Source organism: Psychromonas sp. KJ10-10 (genome assembly GCF_047323245.1).
Taxonomy (GTDB): Bacteria; Pseudomonadota; Gammaproteobacteria; order Enterobacterales; family Psychromonadaceae; genus Psychromonas.
This window is the reverse complement of record NZ_CP178826.1, coordinates 4,071,367-4,097,259: the sequence shown is the minus strand read 5'-3', so window position 1 is coordinate 4,097,259 and position 25,893 is coordinate 4,071,367. Positions and strand designations below refer to the sequence as shown.

The window sequence follows — 25,893 nt, the reverse complement described above, 5'->3', positions numbered from 1 at the left end:
TTGAATATGTTATTCAATTGAGGCTATCAAATCGTATCTTTATTCTTGGTTAAAAATAATTACTCGTGTTGTTAGTGGGGTATTCTCGGCCACTTCTTTGGGGATGTTTTTCAGCTTAACTTGCTCATTACCTTTAAATTGAAAAGATAAGTTATCGATATTATGTTTGCTTAAGTTTAAGTGTGCGCTGTATTCCCCGATCATTAATTCAATCTTCACTTGTAATCTATTTAAATCTTCCACTAAGGCTTTGCTTCTAGGTGAAACTTTACTTTTTCGTTTCTTAACGATATACACGACCTGTTGATTTTCGGTGCCCTTTGAGCCATTTTTAGTATCTTGTGCTGTCAGTTTTAAGTTTGTTTGTGATGCTACCTCAAAGCCTTTTAATTGCAGGTTTTTAAGCCCGTAAGCATCTTCTTCTCCCATGAATTTTTGTGGGATAGGGTCACTGCTTGGTTGATAGGCAATATTGATTTCGATGTTAACCGTATTATCAGACTTATTCACCGTATAAATCGCTTCGCTAGGATTAATTGTTGGCTCTATTTTAGACAGAGTATATTTCATACTTTCAATGCTAATAACATCACTACTGGTTTGCTCTTGTATTGCTTTTTGCGCATTTTCAATCGCAAGTTGTTTATTTGTATCATCTTCATAACTAGCACTATTTGTATAAATGCTATTGATAAGCTTTTGCCTCGTTAACATAAAATCTTCAGAGGGAGTATGCGAGGTTAACTGCATTTTTGTATCGAGTCGCTTTAGCTCATCAAGTAACTTATTATTTTCTTCCACAGCAAGGTCAAATTTTTGTTTCAGAGACACATCTTCATTTATCTTTTTAAGTTTTTCTAATATGCTTTTTTATCAATATCGACCTTTACGGTAAGAAATACCCCCATATTTTGACCCGCTACGTAAAAGCGTTCATTAACGATATTTGCAATCATAATTGTAGAGGTTAATTGTGCTATTTGCTGTTGTGTTAGTTGATCATTTTCTTTATTTTCAGATATACGAATAGAGGCGCCTGCTAGTTTAGACATTTTTATATTGTTTTCTTTCATGGCCAGGTTACGCGCTAGTAACTTAGTATTATTGTCTCCAAGAATATAGGGAATACCAACTTCTGCACGGAAAAAGCTCTGTGTATCTTCAGTGATTTTCAGTGATGGAGCATTGACACTACTTAGCGCCAATGTGTAGGAAGCCTGAAAGCTAAGTAGGATAAATAAAAAAACCATCCACATTTTGCTGGTATAGGTATTCATGATTTTATTACCCTTTTAATATGTCTATAGTGATTGATTTGCTATTTAACCTCAGTTCTGGATAAGCAAAACGATACAGTACCGTTATTTACGCGTATTTCTGCGTTAAATCACCTCCCAATAACCCGTTATTGCTTCGATGATTCGCCTTGAACTACGCAAAACTAACAGCACTGTATGATATGTTTTTTAAGCTATTGAAGTTTAATGTTATTTCGCTTCCATTATCCAGAACTGAGGTTATTTAAGTTTAATTCGTTTTTGTTATTTTTATGAGTCGATTTTAAAAGATAAAGTGAAGAAATAACAAGTGTTATTCTTGCCTTATGAGGTTGGACATCAGCTAGTGATGTCCATTGTGTGGTGAGTTGCAAAGATTTTAGTTTACATACTCAAGTCTAAATTTAATTTCTATGCTTTATCGAGCTAACTGTGGTGATTGCTTGTTAACAATTATCCGTTAATGTTTTATTAATAATAGATCGCAAGGAGGAGTCGTTAATAATGCGCTGGTTGTACTACCAATCCAAAATTGTGAGAGTTTATTTCTTGCAACTAAACCTATAAACAATACATCGACTTGATTATTTTTGACATAAGAGGGAAGAATGTCCTCTGGCTGACCATCAAGTAAAACCTGTTGATCTTTATTAAGTTGTAATTTTCTGGAAAAGGCTTTTAAAGCTTCTTGATGTTCTGCCATTATTTTCTTTTTGTATTGTGAGAGAACTGGTGAAATATAACAGCAGTGAGCAATGGTTGGTTTGGCTTTTAAGTCTCTTCCCCAATGTCTCATCATTTCTACTATGCTGTCGTCGATAGTTTCAGGGCGAGCGTTCTCATGTAAAGGGTCAATTGCACCGACGATATTAAGAGGATGTTTCCAGGTTTTATTGCTTAATAATAAAATAGGGGCGTTAATCTGTGTGAGTAATTGAAAAATAGGGTGCCTTTTTGCTGGTTGTGAATCTTCGATGACAACTAAGCTATTAGCATTTTTGGCTATCTCTTTATTGAGGATTTTAGCGTAATCAATTGATGGGCAAATAATGACTTCAGCCTTAATCGCATTCATTTTGAAGAAGTTAAGTAATTTTACTTGTTTTTCAGCAAGCAGAATATTTTCGTCGTTAAATAATAAAGCTTTTTCATTTAATAAATGCGAATACCAAGAGCCTGTTGGTTTCCCTCTTGCATCAATGATAATAGTAATTTTTTCTGGTGAGTATTTGCAAGGTGGATAATTTTATCCAGAGAAATATTTAAGTAAAAATGTCGGCTATCAATAAACCAAATCAATTGCTCTGTTTTCATGGTGAATGCTTCACTTTAATTAGTGTGGATTGGGTATAGAATCAATAACCTAATATAACACCTTGCAACTCAATTAATTGAGGGATAAATATGTTTTAGAGCATAAATTTTATATGTATTGAAAATAGTTATTGCTTTGAAGGCACAAGGAGTTGAATGCATTTTATAGCATTTATTTCCTAGAGCAAAGTGCTAACTAAGAGCTAGAAATAAAGGAAGGATTTTAGCTAGTAATTACTAAAGTCGGTAGTAATGAATACACCCGACTTTAGTAATCAAATATGTTTATGCGATTTCCAGAATGGCATTTTGACCGCCATCATTCATACCATTATCTACATAGGCATCTGCATCAGCGGGCAAGATCATGACAGTTTGATTGTCTTCTTTAGTCGCCTGGAAAATAAATTGGAAGCTTTTCGCGTCAGCCGTTGACATATTCACAGCAACTTTGAACTTTCCACTTTTTAATTGTTTAAGTTCGATTGCTTGCCAATCATTATGCTCAGAAAGTAGCGCGATACTTGTTGCATCTTGTGCATCTTCCTTTTCAATTTCAAAAGTGACTTTTACTTCGGGCTTAGATTTTAAGTATTGTTTTTTAATAGTCATAATTATCGGCTCATAAAGTTGTGACAACATAACTATAATTTACTGCAACTAATGGTTAAATTCTAGCCATAATTAGTTTTTTTATTTTATATCAAATTGTAGGTTGATAATTGACTGGGTAAATTCTTTTTTAAGGTAAAAACCACGAGGTCTGACTTTAATAATATTGCCTTTATGATCAAAGGCATCGGTTAATGCTCTACCATTAGCCGCTTTAGGGCGTAATTGCAAAACAGCACCATCACGTGCACTAATAGATTCTATTTCACCTAGTGCTATTTTTTCCATCAGCTCATTCCAGTCTCGCGCTAATTGCATTTCTTGCGATGCGGATGCCTTCCACAAAAAACCATTACCCACAATACGCTCAGGAAGGGCAATATTTCTTTCTCCTTGCACTGGTACCCATAAAACTTGGCTAAGTTTATTTCTAATATTACTGTTTTCCCAGGTTAACCCTGTGGTATTGATGATAGGTGCGGAACAAACAAAAGTGGTTTCTAGTACTTTTCCTCGGTGATCAATTGGAATCGTTTTTAATTCAATACCAAGGTGTTTAAAGTCTTGCTCTGGTTTGCTACCAGCCGTTGCACCTAAATGCCATTCGATTAATTGTCCCACCCAGCCTTTATTTTTACGTAAATCCTTAGGCATATCTATATTTGCCATTTCAGCCAATTCTTGTAATGAATGCCCGGCAATATTTTCGCATAGGTTTAATAGTTCTTGGTTGGTGCTGGGCATTGCAATCATTGTTATTTATTCACCTTTAAATCACTCTTTAGCGTTAAGTTTAACAAATATTCAAGGTTATTCATTGCTTTATCAAGTTACTTACACAGAGTTATCCACTTTTTATGTGGGTAACTAATATTTTCCAAAAAGTATGTGCATGATTTAAAAAGCTAGTGCTTAAATTTTTTAAAAGTTACTTTTATTGGTTAATTATAAAACAAATATGGCTTTCTAAAGTGCAGGTGTTTGTTTTTTGAACTGTGAAGATATTCACATTTGCTTGTGAATTGTTACTGCTGGCTGTACATACAGTTTTTAGCTGTTGGCTTGTTTAGTTATTCTGCAAGATTATGATATTTAATAAATTATTTTATATTAAATTAAAATAAGAAAGATCTTGCATATTATATTAGGGAAATAATATATAGAAGTATTTCCCTTATACACAAACTTATGCACAGTTTTCGTGGATATGTAGCACTTTTCTTACTATCAATTTGATGAGGATCGTTTTCTGTGAAAGAATGGCTCATTGTTTAAATTATTAGGCTCGTGCAGGCACGATGCTAACCTTACCCAAAAAAGAATAAATACAGGGTAATGGTCTAACCTTAAAGGTATTTTTAGTGATAGATACTGACGGCTATCGTCCAAATGTAGGTATCATCATTTGTAATAAAAACAGCCAAGTTTTATGGGCGAAACGATACGGGCAACACTCATGGCAATTTCCTCAAGGGGGATAAAGGAGGGTGAAACCCCAGAGCAAGCTATGTATCGAGAGTTATATGAAGAAGTTGGCCTGAAACCAGAGCATGTTAAGTTAATAGCAACAAGCCGAGCTTGGCTACGTTATAAACTGCCCAAACGTTTAGTGCGTTGGGATTCCCTGATCCTATTTGTATTGGGCAAAAACAGCGTTGGTTTTTATTACAATTAATAAGTGATGATAAACAAATTGAATTTGAAGCTTGCGGACATCCTGAGTTTGATGATTGGCGTTGGGTGACCTATTGGTACCCAGTGCGACAAGTGGTATCATTTAAACGAGAAGTTTACCGTAAAGCGTTAAAAGAATTTTCATTAACTGCCTTTTCATTATTGAAAACAGTTAATGATAAAAAAGAAATAAACGCCATCGTCGTTCTCCTTATAAAAGTAGGTAAAATTATTTCAGAACCTGGTGCTTTATGCTTATTTTAATTATTAAAAGTAGTGTATCTAATACATTACATTTTTTATTTTTGAACTAAGCATAGATTGCTAACCCTAAGTAATTTATTGTACTTTTTATATAAACATCTCAAATTATGAAAGGTGCAAATTAATTACAATTATTTAAGGGTTGTGTATGTTAAGTCAGTTGCGAAAAATTGTAGAAGGAGTCGGTGATGCGAAGGATTTAATCGCTGCCAATGGATACCTTAGTGTTGCAAACCAAATTAGCAATGCAGGTTGATTGTTGCTCTATTTACATTACTGATGATCAAACTCAACAATTAAATTTAATGGCCAGTGAAGGGCTGATTAATAATAGGCAGACACAACAATTCTTAAAATATGGCGAAGGAGTGGTTGGTTTAATCCACCAAAAGGGTGAACCTTTAAACCTCGCTAACATCTCTGAGCATTCCCATTATAAATATTTACCCGGTAGCCAAGAGGATAACTTTAAGTCCTTGTTAGGCACGCCTATCATTCATCAACGTCAAGTACTTGGCGTGTTGGTGGCTCAACAAAAAACACCACGCCTATTTAATGAACTTGAAGAGTCATTTTTAGTCACGCTTGCCATGCATTTAGCAAGCTTATTAGGGAATACTGGGTTACGTCTACAGTTAGGAGCCTATTTTCAGCCGACTAATGTTGTTAGCTTGCAAGGAGCCCCAGCAAGCTCTGGCATTGCGATTGCACCTGCTTTTGTGGTTAAAACGAATTTAACTTTAGAAGAAGTAAAAATTACAACCACTCAATCTACCTCTAAAGAAATTGAGCTGTTTGATAGGATGGTTGAGAAATGTAGCAATGAATTCTCTGGAATGGCATTGACCCTTAAAGAACAATTATCAAAGGATGCTTTTGCACTTTTTGATATTTATTCTCATATTCTTAATGACAAAGCCTTTATCAATGCAATTTATGCCAAGATAAACCAAGAGCAATTAAATGCTCGCCAGCGCTATCAAAGTGGTAGCCGATGGTTATATTGCTCAGTTTGAATCAATGAACGACAATTATTTACGTGAACGAGCATCTGATATTCGCGATGTTGCACAGCGCCTGTTATATCACCTCACTCAGCAAGTAGAGGATTTTGTTGCTTTACCAGAAGAGTTAGTTTTAGTTGCCAAAGAAGTCACTCTGTCGATGTTAGCTACTGTGCCAACAGAAAATTTGCGGGGTATTATCTCTATCAATGGTGGTACTAATTCCCATGTCGCCATTTTAGCGCGTGCTCTAGGGGTTCCTGCCGTTATGGGGGTTCCCATCTCATTAACCGATTTAAATAATCAGTTACTTATTGTTGATGGTTATGCTGGTTCAGTGGTCATTTCGCCGGTGCCTGCATTATTAACCCAATATCAACATTTTTTAGATGAAGAAAATGATTTAAAAGCATTAGTTGCTTCGGGAGAGGATAAAGAAGCGATTACTGAAGATGGTTTTAAAGTTGATATTTTGTTAAATACCGGATTAAACGCGAATCAACATCGTCGCGATAGCTGGGCATTTTGATGGCATTGGTTTATATCGTAGTGAATTACCCTTCATGATGACCGATGCCTTTCCTACTGAGTTACAACAGGAAGAAGCTTATTTAACCTTATTAACACAGTACAAAACAATACCTGTCACCATGCGAACCACTTGATATCGGAGGCGATAAACAACTTAGTTATTTCCCGATAGTTGAAGAAAATCCCTTTTTAGGTTGGCGAGGTGTACGTTTTACATTAGATCATCCTGAGATATTCTTAATACAAATTCGCGCCATGTTAAAAGCAAATTTAGAGACTCAAAATTTGCGTATTATGTTACCAATGATCAGTTCTATTAACGAAGTCATTGAAGCTAAAAACCTTATTCATCAAGCATGGGATGAGGTGAAGTATGAGTTAATGATATCTGCTGAAGCATTTCCAATGCCGAAGATAGGGGTGATGATTGAAGTACCTTCCTCTATTTTTATTATTCCTCAACTGGCACAGCAAGTTGATTTTATCTCAGTGGGCAGTAACGACCTTACTCAGTACCTGTTAGCGGTAGATCGTAACAATAGTCGTGTGTCCTCATTATTTGATAGTTACCATCCTGCTGTTTTGCAATGTTTAAACATTATTATACATAATGCACAACAGTCTGAACTGGAGGTGAGTGTTTGTGGTGAATTTGCAGGGGATGCAATTGGGGCCATGATATTACTGGGTATGGGTTATAAAAAGCTTAGTATGAATGCCAATAATATGGGCAAGGTTAAATATCTTATTAATTCTCTGCCTAAACACGAACTAGAGGATTGTGTTGAGAAGGCATTAAAAGCTAATACAGGAAAAGAAACACGTGAAATTTATATTCAGTATTTAGACGAAAAAGGGCTTGGAGGTTTTATTCGAGCTGGGAAATAAGACTAGGAGAGATGAGATATCTCCCCTAGTTTTTTGAGTCGCTTCTTTTAGTTTTTCATTTCTTCCGCACGACAAGTCTGCTGTGGTAAATAATACATCTGTTGAACTGTTTAATGCTGTTTCAGCAGAGTCCTGTAAAACTCCAATAATGAAACCAATAGCAACCACTTGCATCGCCACTTCATTTGGCACTCCAAATAAGCTATAAGCTAATGGAATAAGCAATAGAGAACCACCTGCAACACCTGATGCACCACAGGCTGAAACCGCGACTGACAACACTTAATAAAATAGCCGTGGCAATATCAAATTCAATACCTAATGTATGCACAGCGGCTAGAGTTAATACGGTAATGGTAATCGATGCACCGGCCATATTAATGGTCGCACCTAAAGGAATTGAAACGGAATAAGTATCTTCATGTAATTTAAGCTTTTTACAGATTTCCATATTAACAGGAATATTTGTCGCTGAACTACGCGTAAAGAATGCCGTAACACCTGATTCACGTAAACATTGGAAAACTAATGGGTAAGGATTAGTACCTAGTTTGAAATAAACTAATGCTGGGTTAACTACTAAGGCGATAAATATCATACATCCGATTAATACGACTAATAATTGTGAGTACCCTAATAAAGCATCGAACCCTGTTTCTGCAACCGTTTGAGCAACTAATCCGAAGATACCAAAGGGTGCAAAACGGATAACTAGATGAACGATTTTTGTTACTGCATCAGAGATATCATGCAAGGTGCTTTTAGTTGTTTCAGTTGCATGTTGAAGCGCTAACCCCAAACCAACAGCCCAGGCTAAAATACCAATAAAGTTGCCTTTAAGTAATGCGTTAACTGGGTTATCTACTATTTTAAAGAGTAGCGTATCTAATACTTCAACAATGCCCTCTGGTGGCGTAGCTTGAATATCTGTTGCCGTTAAAACTAAGGTAGTTGGAAATAAAACACTAATGATTACCGCTGTGGTTGTTGCTAAAAGTGTACCAATTAAGTATAAGTGAATGACAGGTTTAAGATTGGTATGAGTACCTTTTTCTTGGTTTGCGATAGAGGAAGCAACCAAAACAAATACTAAAATAGGGGCAACTGCTTTCAAGGCACTAACAAATAAACTACCAAAAAATGATAATGACATTGCTGTTTTTGGAGAAATAGTGGCTAATAAAACACCTGCGATAATACCAATCGCAATTTGTAATACTAAACTGCCCTGAAAAAAACGCTGTGTGATAGTGGGATTGGACTTCATATAACTTACCTATTTTATTAATGAATTATAAAACAAAGCGTCACAGTCCTATCGCGAATTGGGCCAAGCAAAAAAATAAATGATTAAATATTATACTCATTATATTTAAATTGAGTCTCTTCAGGCCACTTTGTTATCAATTGTGCGTTACCCTTATGGCAACATTGCGCGCATTGTAGAGAAGTTCAAGATAAAATACTTCATTTAGATCATAGTTTTGGGGGAAATTAATTTTTCTTAATTAATAATACACCTACTCCACAGGTCACCATTAACATGCCAATAATCATATACACAGTGATTGGTTCATCTAATAAATAAATGGCAAGAATAATGGTAAAAATTGGGCCAAGTGTACCCATTACTCCTGTTTGAGTTGGCCCGATGCGTTGAATCGCTTCAGACATCATAAAGCTGGGTAAAACAGTACTAAATATTGCTAAAAGCATTAACCAAACCCAGGCTTCCTGGGTAATTATCAATTGTGAAAAATCGATTTGAATGGCGCCGTGTGCAAAAACTAAAAATGAAGAGGCCGTCATTGCTAAGGCGGTAAATAATAATGACCCTAAGCGTTGAATCATTGCTTTACTGAGTAAAACATAAAATGAAAAACTTAATGCGACTCCCATTACTAAAGAGGTGCCTAATAACACGTTATTACCTGTTATTTGTAATTCTTGCCCCATTACCACCCATAAACCAAGATAAGAGATAATCAATGAAGCAATCATGCGTTTGCTGAGCGGATGTTTAAAAAGAAAGTAACCAATGATGGCCACTAAAAAGGGATAGGTAAATAAGGTTAAGCGTTCAAGTTGCGCGCTAATATACTCAAGCCCCATTAAATCCAGCAAAGAAGATAGGTAATAACCTAAAAATCCAAGCCCTAAAACCTGTAAGGTTATTGGTTTAGAAATAACCGCAACGGCTTCACCTTTTTGTTTAACTAATAAATAAATCAGAATAACAACATAAAAAGGCACTGCAATGGCCATTCGTAAAACTAATACTGAATTAGCATCTAAGCCTTGTGCATAAGCGAATTTTATAAAAATTGATTTTAATGAGAAAAGCAAAGTGCCTAATAGGGCGAGAAACATTCCAACATACATAGTTTAAAACTTAATTTATTTGAAGGGGAAATTAGACTATCTGGTTTCGTAAATGAGTACAAGAAGGTATGATGACGATCTTTATCAAATATTAAAATGAGACAAATAAATGTCTGCTTCAAATTTTGTTTTACCTGAGATAGATCCCGTTGCGATCAGTTTAGGCCCACTTGATGTGCGCTGGTATGGGTTAATGTACCTCGTTGGTTTTATCTTTGCATTTTGGATGTCTAATCGCCAGTGTGATCGTTCAGATGGCGTGTGGACCCGTGAAAATGCAAGTGATCTGTTATTTTACGGTTTTATGGGTGTTATTTTAGGCGGACGAGCTGGTTACGTCTTCTTTTATCAATTTTCACAATTCTTAGATAATCCCTTATACCTATTTAGAATTTGGGAAGGGGGAATGTCCTTCCATGGTGGTGTAGTTGGTGTAATAACGGCAATTATTTTTTATGCATTAAAAAATAAACGTTCTATTTTATCTGTTGGTGACTTTATTGTTCCACTATTGCCTGTTGGTTTAGGGGCAGGGCGGATTGGTAACTTTATTAATTCAGAGCTTTGGGGGCGTGTTACTGACTCTCCTTTTGGTATTATTTTTCCTAACGCAGGGCCGCTTCCTCGTCATCCTTCTCAGCTTTATGAGTTTGCATTAGAAGGTGTAGTCTTATTTGTTATTTTACTTCTATTCATTCGCAAGCCTCGACCAGCTGGCTCTGTCGCTGGAGTGTTTTTGCTGGGTTACGGCGTGTTTAGGATTATTGTCGAATTTGCAAGAGAGCCCGATGCACATCTTGGTTTCTTAACCTTTGGCCTCACTATGGGACAAATTCTGTCTATCCCTATGGTCATTGCTGGTATCACATTAATTGTATTGGGATATCAGCGTCAAAGCGCTCCCAAAATAAAAGGAAAATAATAATGAAGCAGTATTTAGCTTTATGTCAGCGCATTGTTGATGAAGGGGATTGGATTGAGAATGAGCGTACTGGAAAACGTTGTTTAACCGTTATTAATGCGGATCTTGAATACGATGTAAAAAATAATCAGTTCCCGATGATCACTACACGTAAGAGCTTTTACAAATCGGCAATAGCGGAATTTCTAGGTTATATTCGTGGTTATGATAATGTCGCTGATTTTCGTGCATTAGGCACTAAAACCTGGGATGCAAATGCTAATTTAAATGAAGCTTGGCTCAATAATCCTGCCCGTAAAGGTGAAGATGATATGGGCAGGGTATACGGTATCCAAGCTAGAAGCTGGCAAAAACCAGATGGCTCCTTTATGGATCAACTAAAAAAAGTGGTTGATAACCTAACTAATGGTATTGATGATCGCGCGGAAATCATTACTTTTTATAACCCTGGGGAATTTGATCTAGGCTGTTTGCGCCCTTGTATGCATACTCATACCTTTTCATTGGTGGGCGATACCTTGCATTTAACCAGTTATCAAAGATCCTGTGACGTACCATTGGGGCTAAATTTTAATCAAGTTCAAGTTTTTACATTTTTAGCATTGATGGCGCAGATTACCGGTAAAAAAGCAGGTAAGGCATACCATAAAATAGTAAACGCTCACATCTATGAAGATCAGCTTCAAATCATGGTTGATGTGCAATTAAAGCGTGAACCTTTTGATTCACCTCAGCTGAAAATAAACCCTGAAATTAAATCCTTACAAGATTTAGAAACTTGGGTCACTATGGATGATTTTGAAGTTGTTGGTTATCAATGCCACGATGCCATTAAATATCCTTTTGCCGTATAGCCAAAATCAGCCTTTATTATTACAGCTTCAAAAAGGGAGATAGCTAAGACAGTTATCTCCCCTTTAAACTCTCCTTTTTCTTCGTTTAAAAAATAATCAATGAAAAACAGATATTAGATGGGGATCACGTTTTTCTTGCTGTATACTGCGCGACCGAATAAACATATTTTGTTTTATAACTTTCTATTTCGCTTATTGGTAAAGCGAAAGTTTTGATTTCAGCATCTAACATTCCTATGTAATTGTGTGCATGACGTCTTTAACTCGAAACTCTCAATTAATTTTCTCCAAAATTTAGGAATAATAAGTACATGCTCACCACAAATAACATCACCATGCAATTTGGCCCAGAACCATTATTTGAAAACATATCTGCTAAATTTAGTAACGGAAATCGTTACGGCTTAATTGGTGCGAATGGTTGTGGTAAATCCACTTTTATGAAAATTTTGAGCGGTCATTTAGCTCCAACTTCAGGCAATGTTTCCATTACGCCAGGGTTTAAGGTCGGTACATTAAGTCAAGACCAATTCGCCTTTGAAGCCTATAGCGTTATTGATACCGTGATTATGGGAGATACTGCTTTATGGAAAATTAAGCAGGAGCGTGACAGCATTTATGCGAACCCTGATATGACCGAAGAAGATGGTATGCGTGTTGGTGATCTTGAAAGTCAGTTTGCAGAAATGGATGGTTATAGTGCAGAAAGTCGTGCTGGTGAAATTTTACTAGAAGCGGGTATCGCTGAGTCCTTTCATTACGGCTTAATGGAACAGGTTGCACCTGGTTGGAAACTACGTGTTTTATTGGCACAGGCATTGTTTGCAAACCCAGAAATACTATTACTTGATGAACCAACCAATAACCTTGATATTCATACAATTAGTTGGCTGGAAACGGAATTAAATAAACGTAAATGTACGATGATTATTATTTCTCATGATCGCCACTTTTTAAATGCGGTCTGTACTCATATGGCCGATATCGATTATGGTGAGTTACGCATTTATCCTGGTAATTATGAATTCTACCAAGCTCAATCTGCTTTAATACGTGAGCAATTACTAGCAGGAAATGCCAAGAAAAGTGCTGAGATTGAAGAGTTGCAAGACTTTGTTAACCGTTTTGGTGCCAATGCTTCAAAGGCAAAGCAGGCTAGTTCTCGTGCTAAAAAAATGGATAAAATTAAGTTAGATGAAGTGAAATCCTCAAGTCGTCTTACTCCTAATATCAGCTTTGTCGCTGGGAAAAAACTACATCGTCAAGCACTGGTCTTAGAAAATCTAGGACATGGTTTTGACAATGAAATGTTATTTAAAAAAGGTGATTTAATTCTTGAAGCTGGCGCAAAGCTTGCGGTTATTGGTGAAAATGGTGTCGGTAAAACGACTTTTTTACGTTGTTTGATGAATGAACTAGAAAATAAAGAAGGCGTGGTTAAGTGGTCTGAAAATGCCATTTTAGGTTACTGTCCACAGGATAGCGGTAAATTATTTGATAATGATTTAACTATTATGGATTGGATGTCGCAATGGCGTCGCCCATGCCATAACGACTTGATGGTGCGTGGCATGTTAGGACGACTTCTTTTTAGCGAAGATGACGCTAATAAAAAAGCACGTAATTGTTCAGGTGGTGAAAAGAACCGTTTGTTATTTGGCATGTTAATGATGTCTGACTTGAATGTGTTGATTATGGATGAACCAACCAATCACATGGATATGGAAGCAATTGAAGCTTTAAATAATGCTTTGAAAGAATTTGAAGGTACGTTGATTTTTGTCAGTCACGACCGTGAATTTGTTTCTTCATTAGCAACGCGTATTATCGATATTAAAAATAAAAATGTGATTAACTTCCAAGGTACATTAGATGAATATCTAGATAGTCAAGAAGAGGTTAAAAACGCCATTTAATAAACCTTAATGACAAGAAACTGGAATGAATTATTCCAGTTTCTTTTTAATCAACAAGTTAGATTACATATCTTTGTCGACCATTCTTTTTTGCCTGCCACTCCCCAATTAACCACGCTTTTACCTATTTTATATCAATTTTTTTAATTGATATTGATTACAATATACGCAAATATTTTCTGCACTAATTTGATTCAAATATTACTCTAATTATTAATACGATTAGTATTATTCTTCTATAATTTATTTGTCATGATAAATTTGTCCCGAGGAAGATGTGTTTGGCAATATTATTTAAATTTTTCATGAGTAATAAATAACTAAGGCGAACAAACAGATGGAATCATTTCACTGGGATGAACACTTCCTAACAGGCATACCAGAAGTCGATGAACAGCATCATCGCCTTGTTGATATGATTAATCATTTTAGCGATATGTTAGCGAATGATGATGTACTTTTTGAAGAAATGAAGCCCATTTTAGAACAGTTAAATCAGTATGCTGATTATCACTTTCAAGAAGAAGAAGCATTAATGCGCGAAGTGGGAATTGAGCCTCTCCATCTCAATTATCATATGGTTGTGCATAGAGAGTTTATGAATGATTTAAAATCAATGCATGCAGGTTTATCGAAGGAAAATTTTGATGCCTCTAAGGATTTATTAAATTTTCTGATCAATTGGTTGGCCTATCATATTTTGGGTATTGACCAAAATATGGCGAGACAGGTTTTTGCCATAAAATCGGGTATGGATGCACATCAGGCTTACCAAATAGAAGAAAAGCAATCAGCTTCTACAACTGAACCATTGGTTGCAACTTTAAGTAATTTATTTAAACAGGTTTCTGATAAAAATAGAGAGCTTAAGAAACTGAATCAATCATTAGAAGAAAAGGTAAAGGAACGTACCAAGGAGTTATTAGTTGCCAATCAGCATCTTGAAGAGATTTCTTTAACGGATGCGTTAACAGAATTACCTAATCGTCGTAAAGCAATGCGCTGTTTATCTGCATTATGGCAAGAATCTGTTACGCAAAATACACCACTCGTGTGCATGATGATAGATGCGGATCATTTTAAACAGGTGAATGATACCTATGGTCATGATGCCGGAGATGAAGTGTTAATTGAACTGGCTAAAATGCTTAAACATACCCTGCGTAATGATGATATTGTTTGCCGTCTAGGTGGCGATGAATTTCTTGTTATTTGTCCTAATACAGATTTTGAAGGTGGTATTTCTGTTGCCGAATTTATGCGTCAACAAGTCTCTGAATTAAGAGTTGAAACAGGCGGGGAGCCTTGGAAGGGAAGCATTAGTATTGGTGTGGTCGCTCGCACTGCAGATTTGGAAAATTATGAAGCTTTGATTAAACTCTCGGATCAAGGTGTTTATAAATCCAAACAAAAAGGTAAAAACTGCGTCAGTGCCGTATCTTCAAGTACTTGCTAAGTGATGCATAACATGTTCTATTTAATATATTGTTATTTAAGAGAGCATTGTTTTGATAAAAAAGTAGCCAATTATTTATCTTCTATCTTAAAGGTGGAAGAAGAAAATAAACAAAAAGATAACCGTATTGCCATCGCTTCATTACTCTGTGCTGTGGCTTATGCGAATCATGATACTTCTGATGTTGAGTTGATCAGTATCGAAAAGAATTTGATAAAATTACTGGCGCTTGACAAAGAACAGGTTCAAGTTTTGATGAACCTCGCTAAGGAGGAAGTACAGGAGTCAACATCTATATTCGATTTTACTTCTCAACTGGAAGAGCTTGATCATGAAACACGAATTAGTGTGATTGAAGCAATGTGGCACACAGCCTATGCTGATGACCACTTAGATGAGATGGAAGAAGCCATTATTCGCCGTGTTGCAGGGCTCATTTATGTGCCACATAGTGAGTTTATCCGTACCAAACTAAAAGTATTAGATGAAATGAAATAAAAAAGTCCGAGCTTATTTAAGCTCGGACTTTTTGTTAATGCCAACTTTGGTTAAGCCAAAGGGTATTATTTGTATGCGCCTGCTGAGTAATGCAATTCATAGCTGTGGCTATAAATTTCAAGAATATTACCGAATGGGTCTTCCATGTAAATCATACGGTAAGGTTTTTCGCCAGGGAAATAATAACGTGGCGCTTTCATGCGCTTTTTACCACCAGCGACGACGATTTTTTCTGCTAATTCTTCAACATTTGGATCTTGAACACAGAAGTGGAAGATACCTGTTTTCCAGTATTCAAAGTTATCCTCTGGGTTTTCTTGGTTTTTAAATTCAAAAAGCTCTACACCAATGCGGTCGCCCGTTGATAAATGCGCAATACGAAAACGCTCCCAGCCTGCACCAAATACATCTGTGCACATTTCACCGATCGCTGAATCATCCTCAAGAATTTCACTTGGCTCCATAATAATGTACCAACCTAACACTTCGGTATAAAATTTTACCGTCGCTTCTAAATCAGGTACAGAGATACCAATGTGCGAAAAATTACGTGGATAAGGTGTGTTTTTCATAAATATTTTCCTTTTGTGTAAACATGTTTGTTTTGATTTAAGAAAGATACACTTGATCAATTTAAATTATAAATTATGATTAATTATATAAATGATAATTTTTGGTTATGATTTTGTTGGTGATTTAGATTAATGGAGAAATATCTTGCTTAATCCTGTTTGGCTACGAACATTTAAAACTTTAGTGGAAGTCGGACATTTTACCCAGACAGCGGAAAAGTTATTTATGACTCAACCTGGTGTGAGTCAACATATCACTAAGTTAGAGGCAATTTGTGGTCATGCATTAATTAAGCGTTATAACAAAACTTTTGAAGTCACTGAACAAGGAAGGCGAGTTTATCAATATGCTTTAAAACTTGAGGAGCAACAAACACAATTAATTGAAAGCTTAGGGTTTGATAATTCAACCTTAGGGGAATGCCGAATTGCCTGGTTCTGGGCCAATGGCTTTGCATATTTATCCGCAATTATTAGCGATTCAAAAGCAATATTCTCAATTAACTTTTCATATAGAAGCGACGCCTAAAAAACGCATTTTAGAAGGAGTTCAATCAGGACTGTTTGATTTAGGTATTGTTACAGATAAACCAAGTGAACATTTATTTAACAGTGAAAATTGTGGTACAGAAGTCCTTGCATTGATTTTACCAAAGTCCTTAGAAAATAAACCCTTAACGCCAGAACTATTAATGGAATGTGGTTTAATCTCTCATCCTGATGCACTGTATTACCTGTCGTTATATTTTAGCCACTGTAATGAACCCGGCCTTGATAAAATCAATCCTGAAAAGGTGCCATCGGCGGGGTACATTAACCAATTAAGTCAAATCTTAGTGCCTATTTCTCAGGGAATTGGGTTTACTGTATTACCTCAAAGTGCATTAAATGCATTTGCTTTACCCGAGTTATTACACGTTCATCAAGCTAATACAATTGTTTCTGAACCTTTATATTTAGTACATAAAAAAGGGCGAGAATTAGCATCACGATATCAAAGGGTATTAGCTCATTTGAATATTTAAGCGCATGAATGTGTTTCAACAATAAAGCCAATTACTTGTCCTACATCACATCAATTAATTTCATGGTATTTATCGAGGGGTTTTTATCAAATTGATGCTTTTTAGATTTTCAGAAGAAAACAATCGCTACTTAAAAAATCAACTGAAATTGCATAAATATTATTTATCTTATTACTTTTCAGAAGGTTAGGTAAATATAATGACTCTTAATCTAAACCTATAGCTGGTTGCTATTGATACCAGTAACATCATTATTTTTCTTTCTAAGAGCGAAATATCAATTATTTATTTAGAGTGATTACGATCCAATTATTAAACATTTGCCATTTCTTGTAATACAAGATGATGTATCTTGTCGGGGAGAGAGCCAAGATAATTTTGAGTAATGGACTATTTACGCTTTGGCTAATAGCCATTTCATTAACTAAGTAAATGACTTATTTTTGGAATTGCTACGAAATTATTAGTTGGTTTGTTGATATGAATAATATCCGGATCGTTTTTTTCATAAATAGGACTTTTGATGAAACATTATAAACTAAAACAGTACTTAGCTACTTCTATTGTAGTAGCTTTGGCCGGTTGTGCAATGACCGATGATATGGCTGGCGTCCCTACGCCATTACCGATGGGTGTTACTGCATCTAGTCATGATGGTAATGTGCCTGAACATACATTAGATTTAGATCTTAAAACTCGCTGGTCTGCAAATGGCCCAGGTGAGTCAGTTACTTATGACTATGGCAAAAAAGTTAATTTTAATGCTGTTAAAGTCGCTTTCTATAAAGGTGATGCTCGTTCAAGTAAATTTGATATTGAAGTGAGTGCTGATGGCAGTAATTGGACTAAAGTTATTGAACAAGCTGACAGTTCAGGTAAATCAACGGACTTAGAGCGCTTTGATTTTGCAGATGTTAGCGCGCAATATATTAAATTTGTTGGTTTTGGTAACACATCGAATAAGTGGAACAGTATCACTGAATTTGTAGGTGTTAACTGTAAAGTTGATAAATGTGCTCAAAAGCTTGAAGAAGTATTAGTACCGGTTGCTGTTGAATCAAGCGAACCATGATGGAAATGGTCCTGATCGCCTATATGATAACGATATAAAAACACGTTGGTCTGCTAATGGTGAATCATGGGCAACACTAGATTACGGTAAAGTAACTACTTTTGATGCAATACGTGCTTCATTCCATAAGGGCGATCAACGCTCTACTAAATTTAACATTGAAGTCAGTAAAGATGGTAAAACTTGGCAAGAAGTCCTAGTTGATGTCGCCAGCTCTGGTGAAGTATTAGGTTACGAACGTTTTGAGTTTAAAAAGCCAGTACAAGCACGTTACGTTAAATATGTTGGTAAAGGTAATACATCAAACACTTGGAATAGTGTGACAGAATTAGCGGGTCTAAACTGTGAAATTAACGATTGCCCTGTTGAACATATTATTACTGCAGATGTAATTGCAAATGCCAAAGCAAAAGCTGAGAAAGCAAAAGCGATTAAGCATGTCGGTAAAGTGACTACGCTAGATAATTGGAAGTTAACAATACCTGCTACAAATGAAAGCTTTTATGCTTCAAGTGTGAAGGGTAAAGATGCGACTAAATACTTTACTATGCAAGGTACGAAAGCTGAATCTGTCGCTGAAATCCTACCTGGTAACTGTAGCCTAGATAAATCATCTCTAAATACTGATGTTAAGAACCCTTATTTTTGGGCTGATGCAAAGGGTTGGCACTTCCGTACTCCATTAGTAGGTGGCACAACAACACCTAACTCTACTTATATCCGTAGTGAATTACGTGAATTAGGTAATAAGTGGAAACCTTGTGACGAAAGTCCTAAAGCTAACTGGGGTTACGGTGGCGATCATATTTTAACCGCAACTTTAACCTTAGATGAAATTCCTGCGAATCCGCTTAAAAAAGATGGTAAAACGCCGGATGCACCAAAAGTCGTTTTAGGTCAAATTCATGCTAAAGATGTGCATGTCGCGACTGTTAAATTATTATGGGAAGGTTCGAAGAAACCAGTTCGTGTTATCTTAAATAAATCAACTGAGAAAAGCGCTTTTTCAGTTAAGTTAGGTAAGATTGCAGATCCAAGTAAACCTTGGAGCTACATGATTAAGATGACTGACAAAGGTATTGAACTTGTCGCTGGTGGTGTTACTAAAAAGCTAACTTTTGGTAAAGAATTAGATTCGGCTTGGAAGAAAGAGAAATTCTACTTTAAAGCTGGTTTATACCCACAAATCTATAAAAGTTCAGGTGGTGCATTTGAAGCTACTTTCTCTAAGTTAAGTATTCTACATACAGAACGTCCAGGAGACTTTGGTACGCATGTTCCTTTAATTTGTGACCCAGCTGTTTCTGATTGTTCTTGTGTTGTCAGCAGATGCTGATTGTCAGTGGTGGGAAAGTCCACTTCCTTCTCCGACTATTCCGGCTAAGCCTTTACCAGGTAACAAACCAGGTCAGAACTTTGACTTAACAACGTGGTATTTATCACAACCTTTCGACCATGATAATAATGGTAAGCCTGATGATGTACAGGAATGGCATTTAGCACAAGGTTATGAGCATCCAGAGCACTTTTACACTGTCGCTGATGGTGGTTTAACATTTATGTCGTACATTAAAGGTGTTCGTACTTCTAAAAACACTAAATACGTACGTACTGAATTACGTGAAATGCTACGTAAAGGTGATGCATCAATCGCTACTCAAGGTGTTAACAAAAACAACTGGGTATTCAGTTCATCGCCTAAAGCTGATTTAGAAGTCAGCTGCGGCTATTGATGGTGTACTAGAAGCGACATTAAAAATTGACCACACAACAACAACAGGTGAGTTAGGTCAAGTTGGTCGATTCATTATTGGTCAAATACATGATAAAGATGATGAGCCGATTCGTTTGTACTACCGCAAATTACCTAACCGCGAAAAAGGTACAGTTTACTTCGCACATGAAAACACCCTAGAAGGTTCAGATAAATTCTTCGAACTTGTTGGTGGCATGACGGGTGAAAGTGATGATGGTATCGCGCTAGGTGAAGTATTCTCTTACCGCATTGAAGTGGTTGGTAACACAATGACAGTAACTGTTATGCGTGATGGTAAACCAGATGCAGTACAAGTTGTTGATATGAGTAAGAGTGGTTATGACCAAGGCGGTCGTTACATGTACTTTAAAGCAGGTGTTTACAACCAGAATAACTCTGGTGACCCTGAAGACTATGTACAAGCAACATTCTACAAAATCAAAACATCACATAGCCAATATAAAGCTAAATAATATAACTATTAATTAGTTTAAATATGCATAAAAAAGCCAGCTAAATGCTGGCTTTTGTTTGTCTAAAATATTGTCTTATCCTGAAATGATTTTATGCAATACAGCTTATGCTTTATGTGTTGCTTTGAAGCAACACATTCTTATTTAGCGCATTGTTACAAACTCTTCTGAGCCAGTTGGGTGAATAGCAACAACGGCATCGAAGTCTGCTTTGGTTGCACCCATTTTCATTGCAACAGCAAATCCCTGGATCATTTCATCTACTGTAAAGCCAATACCGTGTAATCCAACAACCACTTCATTTTCACCGGCACAGACTAACTTCATTTTACAGGGCTGGCGATGTTTAGTGACTGCCGTATACATTGCAGTAAAACCAGATTGATAAACCTTCACGTTTTTCTCACCATATTGCTCAATGGCTTCTGGCTCTGTTAGACCAAGAGTACCGATAGGAGGGTGGCTAAAGACTACGGTTGGAATTAATTCATAATCCATTTTTGCTTCAGGCTTGTTGTTAAATAAGCGCTCTGAAAGCTGGCGACCCGCTTTTACAGCAACTGGCGTTAATTCAACTGCGCCTTCCATAATATCACCGACACAATAGATGCCTGGAATATTAGTTTCTTGGTAAGCATCTACCTTGATGTATCCCCATTCGTTTGTCTCAACACCGGTTGCCTGTAGGTTGATAACATCCGTTGCTGGATTACGACCGATAGCCCAAATAAGTGTGTCCACATTAAATGAATTACCATTTTCAAGGTGTAGCGTTAAGCTTCCATCTGACTCTTTGTTAACTTCCTTAGGAACGCTATGGGTATGTAGAGTTGGCCCTTCGCTAGCCATGACTTCAACAAGCGTTTCAACCATTAATGGGTCAAAACTACGTAGAGGTGATTCTTTACGTACAAAAAGATGTGTCTCAGTTCCGAGTGCACTTAATACGCCAGCAATTTCAACTGCAATATATCCGGCTCCAACCACAGCAACGCGCTTAGGTTGTTCTGTGATATCAAAGAAACCATTAGAATCGATACCAAACTCAGCCCCTGGAATATTAGGAATGGTTGGGCGACCGCCAGTAGCAATGGTAATATGCTTGGCACGGTATTCTTTTCCATTTACTTCTACTGTGTTTTTATCTACAAAGGTAGCAAAACCTTTAATGACTTCAACTTTGTTATTACCTAAGACACGATCGTATGATTCATGGATACGACCAATATAAGCTTGACGGTTCTCAACCATTTTTGACCAGTTAAAACCTTTAAGATCGACATCGAAGCCGTAATCTTCAGAGTATAAATTAATAGCTTCAGCAACTTGCGCACCATGCCACATCACTTTTTTAGGGACACAACCGACATTCACACAGGTACCGCCTAAATCTTTCGCTTCTATAATGGCGACTTTTGCACCATACATAGACGCTCGGTTCGCAGAGGCAATACCGCCACTACCACCACCAATACAAATGTAATCGAAATCAAAGTGTTGCTCAGTCATAGGTTACCTCGGTTGTTTAAATTGATTCTTAGTATGTTAACAATATATGCCAATAATAAGAAATAATGATTGTGTGCTGTAAAGCAAAATGGGCCTAAAAGGCCCATTTAAACTTAATAATTGTTTGTTTGAGCTTATGCTTGAACACTTTGATATGCCCAAGTTAACCAAGGCATTAAGGCTTCAAGATCGCTCTGCTCAACCGTACTACCGCACCAAATACGTAAACCACTTGGTGCATCTTTATAAGCGCCAATATCAAAGGCAACCTGTTTATCAGCAAGTAGTTTAATAAATGCTTTAATTTTATCGCCACTTAAATCAAGTGATAAACACACACTGGTATTTGAACAAATAGATTCTTTCTCCGCTAAAAAGTGGATCCAATCATTCTCAGCAACAAACTTACTTAGCACAGCAAGGTTTTGTTGTGATTTTTTAATTGAAGCGCTAACACCACCCATTGATTTAATCCAGTTTAAAGCATCTTGATAATCAGAAACACATAACATAGAAGGGGTGTTAATGGTTGCCCCTGTGAAAATACCTTCTATTAACTTACCGCCTGCAGTTAAGCGGAATATTTTAGGTAGTGGCCAGCTTGGAGTATAGCTTTCTAAACGTTCCGCGACGCGTGGGCTGAGAATGATAATACCGTGGCCACCTTCTCCGCCTAATACTTTTTGCCAGCTAAAAGTGGTTACGTCTAATTTTTCCCAGGGCATATCCATTGCGAAGACTGCGGATGTTGCATCACAGATAGTTAAACCTTCACGGTCATCTGCAATAAAATCACCATTTTCGACTTTGACACCTGAAGTTGTACCATTCCAAGTGAAGATACAATCGTTTTTAGGATTCACTTTAGAAAGATCTGGCAGTTTTCCGTAATCTGCAAAAATTTCATTAACCTTTTCAATTTTAAGTTGTTTGGTAATATCGCCATACCAACCTTGACCAAATGATTCCCAATAACAGATATCGACTTCACGTGGACCTAATAAAGACCACATCACCATTTCCATCGCACCTGTATCTGATGCTGGCACAATACCAACGCGATAGCCTGCTGGTAATTGTAAAATTTCAGCCGTATCGGAAATTGCTTTTTGTAATGTTGCTTTACCAACATTAGAGCGATGTGATCGACCTAATGTTGAAATATCTAATTGATTGATATCGTAGCCTGGGCGTTTAGCGCAGGGGCCTGAAGAAAAGTTAGGGTTAGCGGGTTTATTATTAGGTTCGGTAAAGCTCATTAATGAAAAGTCCTTTATCAACAAATGTGAGAGCTAGCAAAATACACCAGACTGTAGTGGCAAGCAATAAAAACAGCGGGGATTTAACTTTCTTAAGTGACTCATTATGTATGGCAACAGAATACTCTTGTAATTATGCTGAAAAATCATATTTTTGTAGGAATAGTAAGCAATCGAAGCTGTTTTTATAAAAAGGAGCTTTACATTATTTTTGGCTTAGGTATTATTCAACGCGTCTGCAGGGGTGTAGTTCCAACGGCAGAACGTCGGATTCCAAATCCGAATGTTGGGAGTTCGAATCTCTCCACCCCTGCCATATTTTAAAGCCTCGACAATTTATTGTTGAGGCTTTGTTGTTTCTGGTACGGTGAAATTTTTATTTACCAAACCAAACTATGAAAAGCCTCGTCATTAATGGTCGAGGCTTTTTCATTTCTGCATTATAAAAGCTTGTTTTTTCTGTTCTAGATAATTTCTTTAAAGTACCTCAAAACTTACCTAATAAAAAAATCTATCATTGTTTGCGTGTTTATGTAATATTTATTGGTCACTAAGTATGCTTAGTGGCTATCTGTAAGTATTTGTATAAATTAGTATTTCAAACGCATGATTTAATATAAGGGATAATATGAAAAACATTTCAAAAAGCTTATCTGGACTGGCGGTAATCGTTGCATTAACTTCTACTTCTTTTGTCTGCTGAGAGTGAATTCACAACAAAAGACCTAAATGAAGAATCAATTTTAGCGTTATCATGGGTACAAAACTCGGCGGAATTTCAGGCTCTTGCTTATCAAGCATTTAATATTGCTAAGTTAAAGTGGGATATGGATAAACAAGGTGGCAAAAAAGCCGTTGTTGTTGATGTTGATGAAACCCTCATTGACAATAGCCCATTTAACGCTGGTTTAATCGGTAAAGATTATGGTTACGGTAGTTCAACCTGGAAAGAATGGTCTGAAGACAGAAGCGCTACTGCTATTCCTGGTGCCGTTGATTTCTTAAATTATGTAGTAAAAACGGGTGGTGATGTTTTTTATGTTACTAATAGAAAATCTCAGCCAGAAAAAGATTACGATTTAAAACCTTCAACAATGGATAATTTAAAAGCGCTAGGCTTCCCGCAAATTGATGATAAACACATGATGCTTAGAACCGATACGTCAAAAAAACAGCCTCGTCGTGATAGCATTACAGAAATGGGTTACCGAACTGTTTTATTAATTGGTGATAACCTAGCTGACTTCGATGTCGCCTTTGATGGAGACACTATGTCTGTTAGAACTAAGGCTGTTGAGGACCATAAAGATAGTTTTGGTGATAAATTCATTATGTTACCAAACCCAATATATGGTAACTGGGAAGGCGCTGTTTACGGTGGTGGAGCATGGTATAAGAAATCTTCAGCTGAAAGATCTGAAATTCGTATTGATACCTTAAGAAAATTCAAGTTCGCTGAATAATATTTTCCCTTTTAAAGTCTCATCAAACTGTGTAGTTGCTTATCCTGAACTGAGGTTAACTACACAGATATTTTTTTAGCTTGCTAAATGATATTTAGTGGCAGTTTGAAGAATTAAACGAGAAAGAAAAAAGCTCAAAGACAGTTAGTCAATGAGCAAAGGGTACTGCTTTAAAAACTTGGCGGGTAAATCGGTAGGCGATTTTTAATGTATTGATTAGTAATCGATTTTATCACGCTAGAAGTACATCTTACCAGCAAGTAGTTCAAATCTAACCTGTAAAATATGACAGGAACCGTTTTAAATTTTAGGACTAATTACACCAGTAATTATTGCTTTAGCAATGGCTTGATAGCGGTTTGCACAACCTAATTTAAGTGTGGCGTTTTTTAAGTGGAAGGTGATAGTTCGCTCAGAAAGGCTTAAAATCCTTGATATTTCCCAAGCACTTTTTCCTTCGGTTGCCCAGGTTAGACATTCTACTTCTCGGGTCGTTAAAATAACTTTTTCTGTTTTAAATAAATCTTTTCTAACCCGTATTAGTGCATCCTGTAAAGTAGGAAGAGTCAATTGAATCACGGTTAAAGCGTCGGTTAATCTTTTTTCTGTTTTTCTTGCTCTGAAGATATCGATAAACTGAACATACCAAATGAGCCCATTGGACCATGTAAAGGTATAGTAAAACCTGCTTGGTTCTCCTGCAAAAATGACCTTTTTAATTCTGGTTGTTTCTTCATTGACAATATTTTCCCAAAAAAGAGGGCTGTGATTATTGGCACAATAATGAATGATTGGGTCGATAGGCATAAGTTGCTGTTCATCATAAACTTTTCGCCAGCCTTCTGGGTAGTTGTCTATGGTAAGTGCATTAGTTTTGTTCATTGATAGAGGTGAGAAAATACCCAGTAAAAAATGATCTACTTCCAATACTTCGATTAAGTGGAAAATTACCTTTTTTATCTGTTGCTCTGTTTCTACTGTTTGTAACTTTGTGATTAATTCATTGGCACGATGCATAATAATTTAAATTTTCCCTGTAAAGGTATACAAGAGCCCTATGATTTTAAATGAGTTAAGGTATGAATTGATTATCCTGATAGGGAGAAGATCCATTTCAGCTTTAACTCTTTTTTGTTGTGTTTAATCTTACAAAACACTAATTTAACATTAAT

Annotated in this window: 27 protein-coding genes, 1 tRNA gene and 2 pseudogenes; 18 read left to right on the top strand and 12 right to left on the bottom strand. The window is 36.5% G+C overall.

What is annotated here, in order from left to right; all coding sequences use genetic code 11:
* Positions 1 to 39: 39 nt before the first annotated feature.
* The 6 genes from ACLKMH_RS23465 to mutH all read right to left on the bottom strand — a co-directional run bounded on the left by ACLKMH_RS23465 (position 40) and on the right by mutH (position 3,956).
* The gene (locus ACLKMH_RS23465) at positions 40 to 831 is read right to left on the bottom strand and encodes a hypothetical protein (RefSeq protein WP_413700175.1); all 792 of its coding nucleotides are present in this window, start codon (positions 829 to 831) and stop codon (positions 40 to 42) included.
* Positions 832 to 857: 26 nt separating this feature from the next.
* Positions 858 to 1,277, bottom strand: a complete 420-nt coding sequence (locus ACLKMH_RS23460; protein WP_413700174.1) for a hypothetical protein — start codon at positions 1,275 to 1,277, stop codon at positions 858 to 860.
* Between the two features lie 460 nt (positions 1,278 to 1,737).
* Entirely contained in the window at positions 1,738 to 2,352 is a 615-nt protein-coding gene (locus ACLKMH_RS23455; RefSeq protein ID WP_413700173.1) for a universal stress protein, read from the bottom strand.
* 77 nt (positions 2,353 to 2,429) lie between these two features.
* Complete coding sequence (locus tag ACLKMH_RS23450; protein ID WP_413700172.1) at positions 2,430 to 2,591, bottom strand: hypothetical protein; 162 nt, start codon at positions 2,589 to 2,591, stop codon at positions 2,430 to 2,432.
* 285 nt (positions 2,592 to 2,876) lie between these two features.
* Positions 2,877 to 3,203: a hypothetical protein gene (locus ACLKMH_RS23445; RefSeq protein ID WP_413700171.1), complete on the bottom strand. Its 327-nt coding sequence runs from the start codon at positions 3,201 to 3,203 to the stop codon at positions 2,877 to 2,879.
* Positions 3,204 to 3,284: 81 nt separating this feature from the next.
* A complete protein-coding gene (mutH, locus tag ACLKMH_RS23440) occupies positions 3,285 to 3,956 on the bottom strand; it encodes a DNA mismatch repair endonuclease MutH (protein WP_413700170.1) in 672 nt (223 codons plus the stop codon).
* A 608-nt stretch (positions 3,957 to 4,564) separates the two neighbouring features.
* Here mutH and rppH point away from each other — a divergent pair.
* The 5 genes and pseudogenes from rppH (at position 4,565) to ACLKMH_RS23415 (ending at position 7,564) form a co-directional block, all read left to right on the top strand.
* A pseudogene (gene rppH / locus ACLKMH_RS23435) lies at positions 4,565 to 5,104 on the top strand (RNA pyrophosphohydrolase).
* Between the two features lie 261 nt (positions 5,105 to 5,365).
* Positions 5,366 to 6,157 carry a GAF domain-containing protein gene (locus ACLKMH_RS23430; RefSeq protein WP_413700169.1) on the top strand — a complete coding sequence of 264 codons (792 nt, stop codon included), beginning with the start codon at positions 5,366 to 5,368 and terminating at the stop codon, positions 6,155 to 6,157.
* Entirely contained in the window at positions 6,105 to 6,674 is a 570-nt protein-coding gene (locus ACLKMH_RS23425; RefSeq protein WP_413700168.1) for a PEP-utilizing enzyme, read from the top strand. The genes ACLKMH_RS23430 and ACLKMH_RS23425 overlap by 53 nt, the downstream gene beginning before the upstream one ends.
* 34 nt (positions 6,675 to 6,708) lie before the next feature.
* Complete coding sequence (locus ACLKMH_RS23420) at positions 6,709 to 6,810, top strand: hypothetical protein (protein ID WP_413700167.1); 102 nt, start codon at positions 6,709 to 6,711, stop codon at positions 6,808 to 6,810.
* The gene (locus ACLKMH_RS23415; protein ID WP_413702456.1) at positions 6,788 to 7,564 is read left to right on the top strand and encodes a putative PEP-binding protein; all 777 of its coding nucleotides are present in this window, start codon (positions 6,788 to 6,790) and stop codon (positions 7,562 to 7,564) included. The genes ACLKMH_RS23420 and ACLKMH_RS23415 overlap by 23 nt, the downstream gene beginning before the upstream one ends.
* Here ACLKMH_RS23415 and sstT read toward each other — a convergent pair.
* Positions 7,520 to 8,831: pseudogene (gene sstT, locus ACLKMH_RS23410) on the bottom strand (serine/threonine transporter SstT). The gene ACLKMH_RS23415 and the pseudogene sstT sit on opposite strands and share 45 nt — an antisense overlap.
* Before the next feature lie 227 nt (positions 8,832 to 9,058).
* A complete protein-coding gene (locus ACLKMH_RS23405) occupies positions 9,059 to 9,946 on the bottom strand; it encodes a DMT family transporter (RefSeq protein ID WP_413700166.1) in 888 nt (295 codons plus the stop codon).
* Positions 9,947 to 10,055: 109 nt separating this feature from the next.
* Here ACLKMH_RS23405 and lgt point away from each other — a divergent pair, with 109 nt between their 5' ends.
* The 5 genes from lgt to ACLKMH_RS23380 all read left to right on the top strand — a co-directional run bounded on the left by lgt (position 10,056) and on the right by ACLKMH_RS23380 (position 15,592).
* Positions 10,056 to 10,868, top strand: a complete 813-nt coding sequence (gene lgt / locus ACLKMH_RS23400) for a prolipoprotein diacylglyceryl transferase (protein WP_413700165.1) — start codon at positions 10,056 to 10,058, stop codon at positions 10,866 to 10,868.
* A 2-nt stretch (positions 10,869 to 10,870) separates the two neighbouring features.
* Positions 10,871 to 11,722, top strand: a complete 852-nt coding sequence (locus tag ACLKMH_RS23395; RefSeq protein WP_413700164.1) for a thymidylate synthase — start codon at positions 10,871 to 10,873, stop codon at positions 11,720 to 11,722.
* 311 nt (positions 11,723 to 12,033) lie between these two features.
* Positions 12,034 to 13,638, top strand: a complete 1,605-nt coding sequence (locus ACLKMH_RS23390; RefSeq protein WP_413700163.1) for an ABC-F family ATPase — start codon at positions 12,034 to 12,036, stop codon at positions 13,636 to 13,638.
* 337 nt (positions 13,639 to 13,975) lie between these two features.
* Positions 13,976 to 15,094 carry a bacteriohemerythrin gene (locus ACLKMH_RS23385; RefSeq protein WP_413700162.1) on the top strand — a complete coding sequence of 373 codons (1,119 nt, stop codon included), beginning with the start codon at positions 13,976 to 13,978 and terminating at the stop codon, positions 15,092 to 15,094.
* 12 nt (positions 15,095 to 15,106) lie between these two features.
* Positions 15,107 to 15,592 (top strand): TerB family tellurite resistance protein, encoded by a 486-nt coding sequence (locus tag ACLKMH_RS23380; RefSeq protein ID WP_413700161.1) that lies wholly within the window; start codon positions 15,107 to 15,109, stop codon positions 15,590 to 15,592.
* Between the two features lie 65 nt (positions 15,593 to 15,657).
* On the opposite strand, the gene ACLKMH_RS23375 is transcribed toward ACLKMH_RS23380, so the two are convergent.
* On the bottom strand, positions 15,658 to 16,164 hold the full coding sequence (locus ACLKMH_RS23375; protein ID WP_413700160.1) for a lactoylglutathione lyase family protein: 507 nt from the start codon (positions 16,162 to 16,164) through the stop codon (positions 15,658 to 15,660).
* A gap of 145 nt (positions 16,165 to 16,309) precedes the next feature.
* Between ACLKMH_RS23375 and ACLKMH_RS23370 the strand changes: the two genes are divergently transcribed.
* From ACLKMH_RS23370 to ACLKMH_RS23345, 6 genes are all read left to right on the top strand, one after another.
* A complete protein-coding gene (locus tag ACLKMH_RS23370) occupies positions 16,310 to 16,693 on the top strand; it encodes a LysR family transcriptional regulator (protein WP_413700159.1) in 384 nt (127 codons plus the stop codon).
* The gene (locus tag ACLKMH_RS23365; RefSeq protein WP_413700158.1) at positions 16,593 to 17,189 is read left to right on the top strand and encodes a LysR family transcriptional regulator substrate-binding protein; all 597 of its coding nucleotides are present in this window, start codon (positions 16,593 to 16,595) and stop codon (positions 17,187 to 17,189) included. The genes ACLKMH_RS23370 and ACLKMH_RS23365 overlap by 101 nt, the downstream gene beginning before the upstream one ends.
* 523 nt (positions 17,190 to 17,712) lie before the next feature.
* The gene (locus tag ACLKMH_RS23360) at positions 17,713 to 18,261 is read left to right on the top strand and encodes a discoidin domain-containing protein (protein WP_413700157.1); all 549 of its coding nucleotides are present in this window, start codon (positions 17,713 to 17,715) and stop codon (positions 18,259 to 18,261) included.
* Positions 18,242 to 19,597 (top strand): polysaccharide lyase family 7 protein, encoded by a 1,356-nt coding sequence (locus tag ACLKMH_RS23355; RefSeq protein WP_413700156.1) that lies wholly within the window; start codon positions 18,242 to 18,244, stop codon positions 19,595 to 19,597. Before ACLKMH_RS23360 ends, ACLKMH_RS23355 begins: the two co-directional genes overlap by 20 nt.
* Positions 19,581 to 19,994: a polysaccharide lyase family 7 protein gene (locus ACLKMH_RS23350; RefSeq protein WP_413700155.1), complete on the top strand. Its 414-nt coding sequence runs from the start codon at positions 19,581 to 19,583 to the stop codon at positions 19,992 to 19,994. The genes ACLKMH_RS23355 and ACLKMH_RS23350 overlap by 17 nt, the downstream gene beginning before the upstream one ends.
* Positions 19,990 to 20,490, top strand: coding sequence for a polysaccharide lyase family 7 protein (locus ACLKMH_RS23345; RefSeq protein WP_413702455.1), 501 nt, complete (start codon positions 19,990 to 19,992; stop codon positions 20,488 to 20,490). Before ACLKMH_RS23350 ends, ACLKMH_RS23345 begins: the two co-directional genes overlap by 5 nt.
* A gap of 144 nt (positions 20,491 to 20,634) precedes the next feature.
* Here ACLKMH_RS23345 and gorA read toward each other — a convergent pair whose 3' ends face one another.
* Both gorA and ACLKMH_RS23335 read right to left on the bottom strand, forming a co-directional pair.
* Positions 20,635 to 21,999: a glutathione-disulfide reductase gene (gene gorA / locus ACLKMH_RS23340; RefSeq protein ID WP_413700154.1), complete on the bottom strand. Its 1,365-nt coding sequence runs from the start codon at positions 21,997 to 21,999 to the stop codon at positions 20,635 to 20,637.
* A 134-nt stretch (positions 22,000 to 22,133) separates the two neighbouring features.
* Entirely contained in the window at positions 22,134 to 23,258 is a 1,125-nt protein-coding gene (locus tag ACLKMH_RS23335) for a phosphoserine transaminase (RefSeq protein WP_413700153.1), read from the bottom strand.
* Between the two features lie 240 nt (positions 23,259 to 23,498).
* Between ACLKMH_RS23335 and ACLKMH_RS23330 the strand changes: the two genes are divergently transcribed.
* Both ACLKMH_RS23330 and ACLKMH_RS23325 read left to right on the top strand, forming a co-directional pair.
* A tRNA-Trp gene (locus ACLKMH_RS23330) sits at positions 23,499 to 23,574 on the top strand.
* Between the two features lie 376 nt (positions 23,575 to 23,950).
* Entirely contained in the window at positions 23,951 to 24,721 is a 771-nt protein-coding gene (locus tag ACLKMH_RS23325) for a 5'-nucleotidase, lipoprotein e(P4) family (RefSeq protein WP_413700152.1), read from the top strand.
* 300 nt (positions 24,722 to 25,021) lie between these two features.
* Here ACLKMH_RS23325 and ACLKMH_RS23320 read toward each other — a convergent pair whose 3' ends face one another.
* Positions 25,022 to 25,738: a helix-turn-helix transcriptional regulator gene (locus ACLKMH_RS23320; protein WP_413700151.1), complete on the bottom strand. Its 717-nt coding sequence runs from the start codon at positions 25,736 to 25,738 to the stop codon at positions 25,022 to 25,024.
* Positions 25,739 to 25,893: the final 155 nt, after the last annotated feature.

Excerpts from the sequence above, each read along its gene's own strand:
- ACLKMH_RS23460 (WP_413700174.1), bottom strand. The coding sequence starts at position 1,277 with ATGAATACCTATACCAGCAAAATGTGGATGGTTTTTTTATTTATCCTA.
- ACLKMH_RS23455 (WP_413700173.1), bottom strand. The coding sequence starts at position 2,352 with ATGAATGCGATTAAGGCTGAAGTCATTATTTGCCCATCAATTGATTAC.
- ACLKMH_RS23450 (WP_413700172.1), bottom strand. The coding sequence starts at position 2,591 with ATGAAAACAGAGCAATTGATTTGGTTTATTGATAGCCGACATTTTTAC.
- ACLKMH_RS23445 (WP_413700171.1), bottom strand. The coding sequence starts at position 3,203 with ATGACTATTAAAAAACAATACTTAAAATCTAAGCCCGAAGTAAAAGTC.
- mutH (WP_413700170.1), bottom strand. The coding sequence starts at position 3,956 with ATGATTGCAATGCCCAGCACCAACCAAGAACTATTAAACCTATGCGAA.
- ACLKMH_RS23425 (WP_413700168.1), top strand. The coding sequence starts at position 6,105 with ATGCTCGCCAGCGCTATCAAAGTGGTAGCCGATGGTTATATTGCTCAG.
- ACLKMH_RS23420 (WP_413700167.1), top strand. The coding sequence starts at position 6,709 with ATGATGACCGATGCCTTTCCTACTGAGTTACAACAGGAAGAAGCTTAT.
- ACLKMH_RS23405 (WP_413700166.1), bottom strand. The coding sequence starts at position 9,946 with ATGTATGTTGGAATGTTTCTCGCCCTATTAGGCACTTTGCTTTTCTCA.
- lgt (WP_413700165.1), top strand. The coding sequence starts at position 10,056 with ATGTCTGCTTCAAATTTTGTTTTACCTGAGATAGATCCCGTTGCGATC.
- ACLKMH_RS23395 (WP_413700164.1), top strand. The coding sequence starts at position 10,871 with ATGAAGCAGTATTTAGCTTTATGTCAGCGCATTGTTGATGAAGGGGAT.
- ACLKMH_RS23390 (WP_413700163.1), top strand. The coding sequence starts at position 12,034 with ATGCTCACCACAAATAACATCACCATGCAATTTGGCCCAGAACCATTA.
- ACLKMH_RS23385 (WP_413700162.1), top strand. The coding sequence starts at position 13,976 with ATGGAATCATTTCACTGGGATGAACACTTCCTAACAGGCATACCAGAA.
- ACLKMH_RS23380 (WP_413700161.1), top strand. The coding sequence starts at position 15,107 with ATGTTCTATTTAATATATTGTTATTTAAGAGAGCATTGTTTTGATAAA.
- ACLKMH_RS23375 (WP_413700160.1), bottom strand. The coding sequence starts at position 16,164 with ATGAAAAACACACCTTATCCACGTAATTTTTCGCACATTGGTATCTCT.
- ACLKMH_RS23360 (WP_413700157.1), top strand. The coding sequence starts at position 17,713 with ATGAAACATTATAAACTAAAACAGTACTTAGCTACTTCTATTGTAGTA.
- gorA (WP_413700154.1), bottom strand. The coding sequence starts at position 21,999 with ATGACTGAGCAACACTTTGATTTCGATTACATTTGTATTGGTGGTGGT.
- ACLKMH_RS23335 (WP_413700153.1), bottom strand. The coding sequence starts at position 23,258 with ATGAGCTTTACCGAACCTAATAATAAACCCGCTAACCCTAACTTTTCT.
- ACLKMH_RS23320 (WP_413700151.1), bottom strand. The coding sequence starts at position 25,738 with ATGCATCGTGCCAATGAATTAATCACAAAGTTACAAACAGTAGAAACA.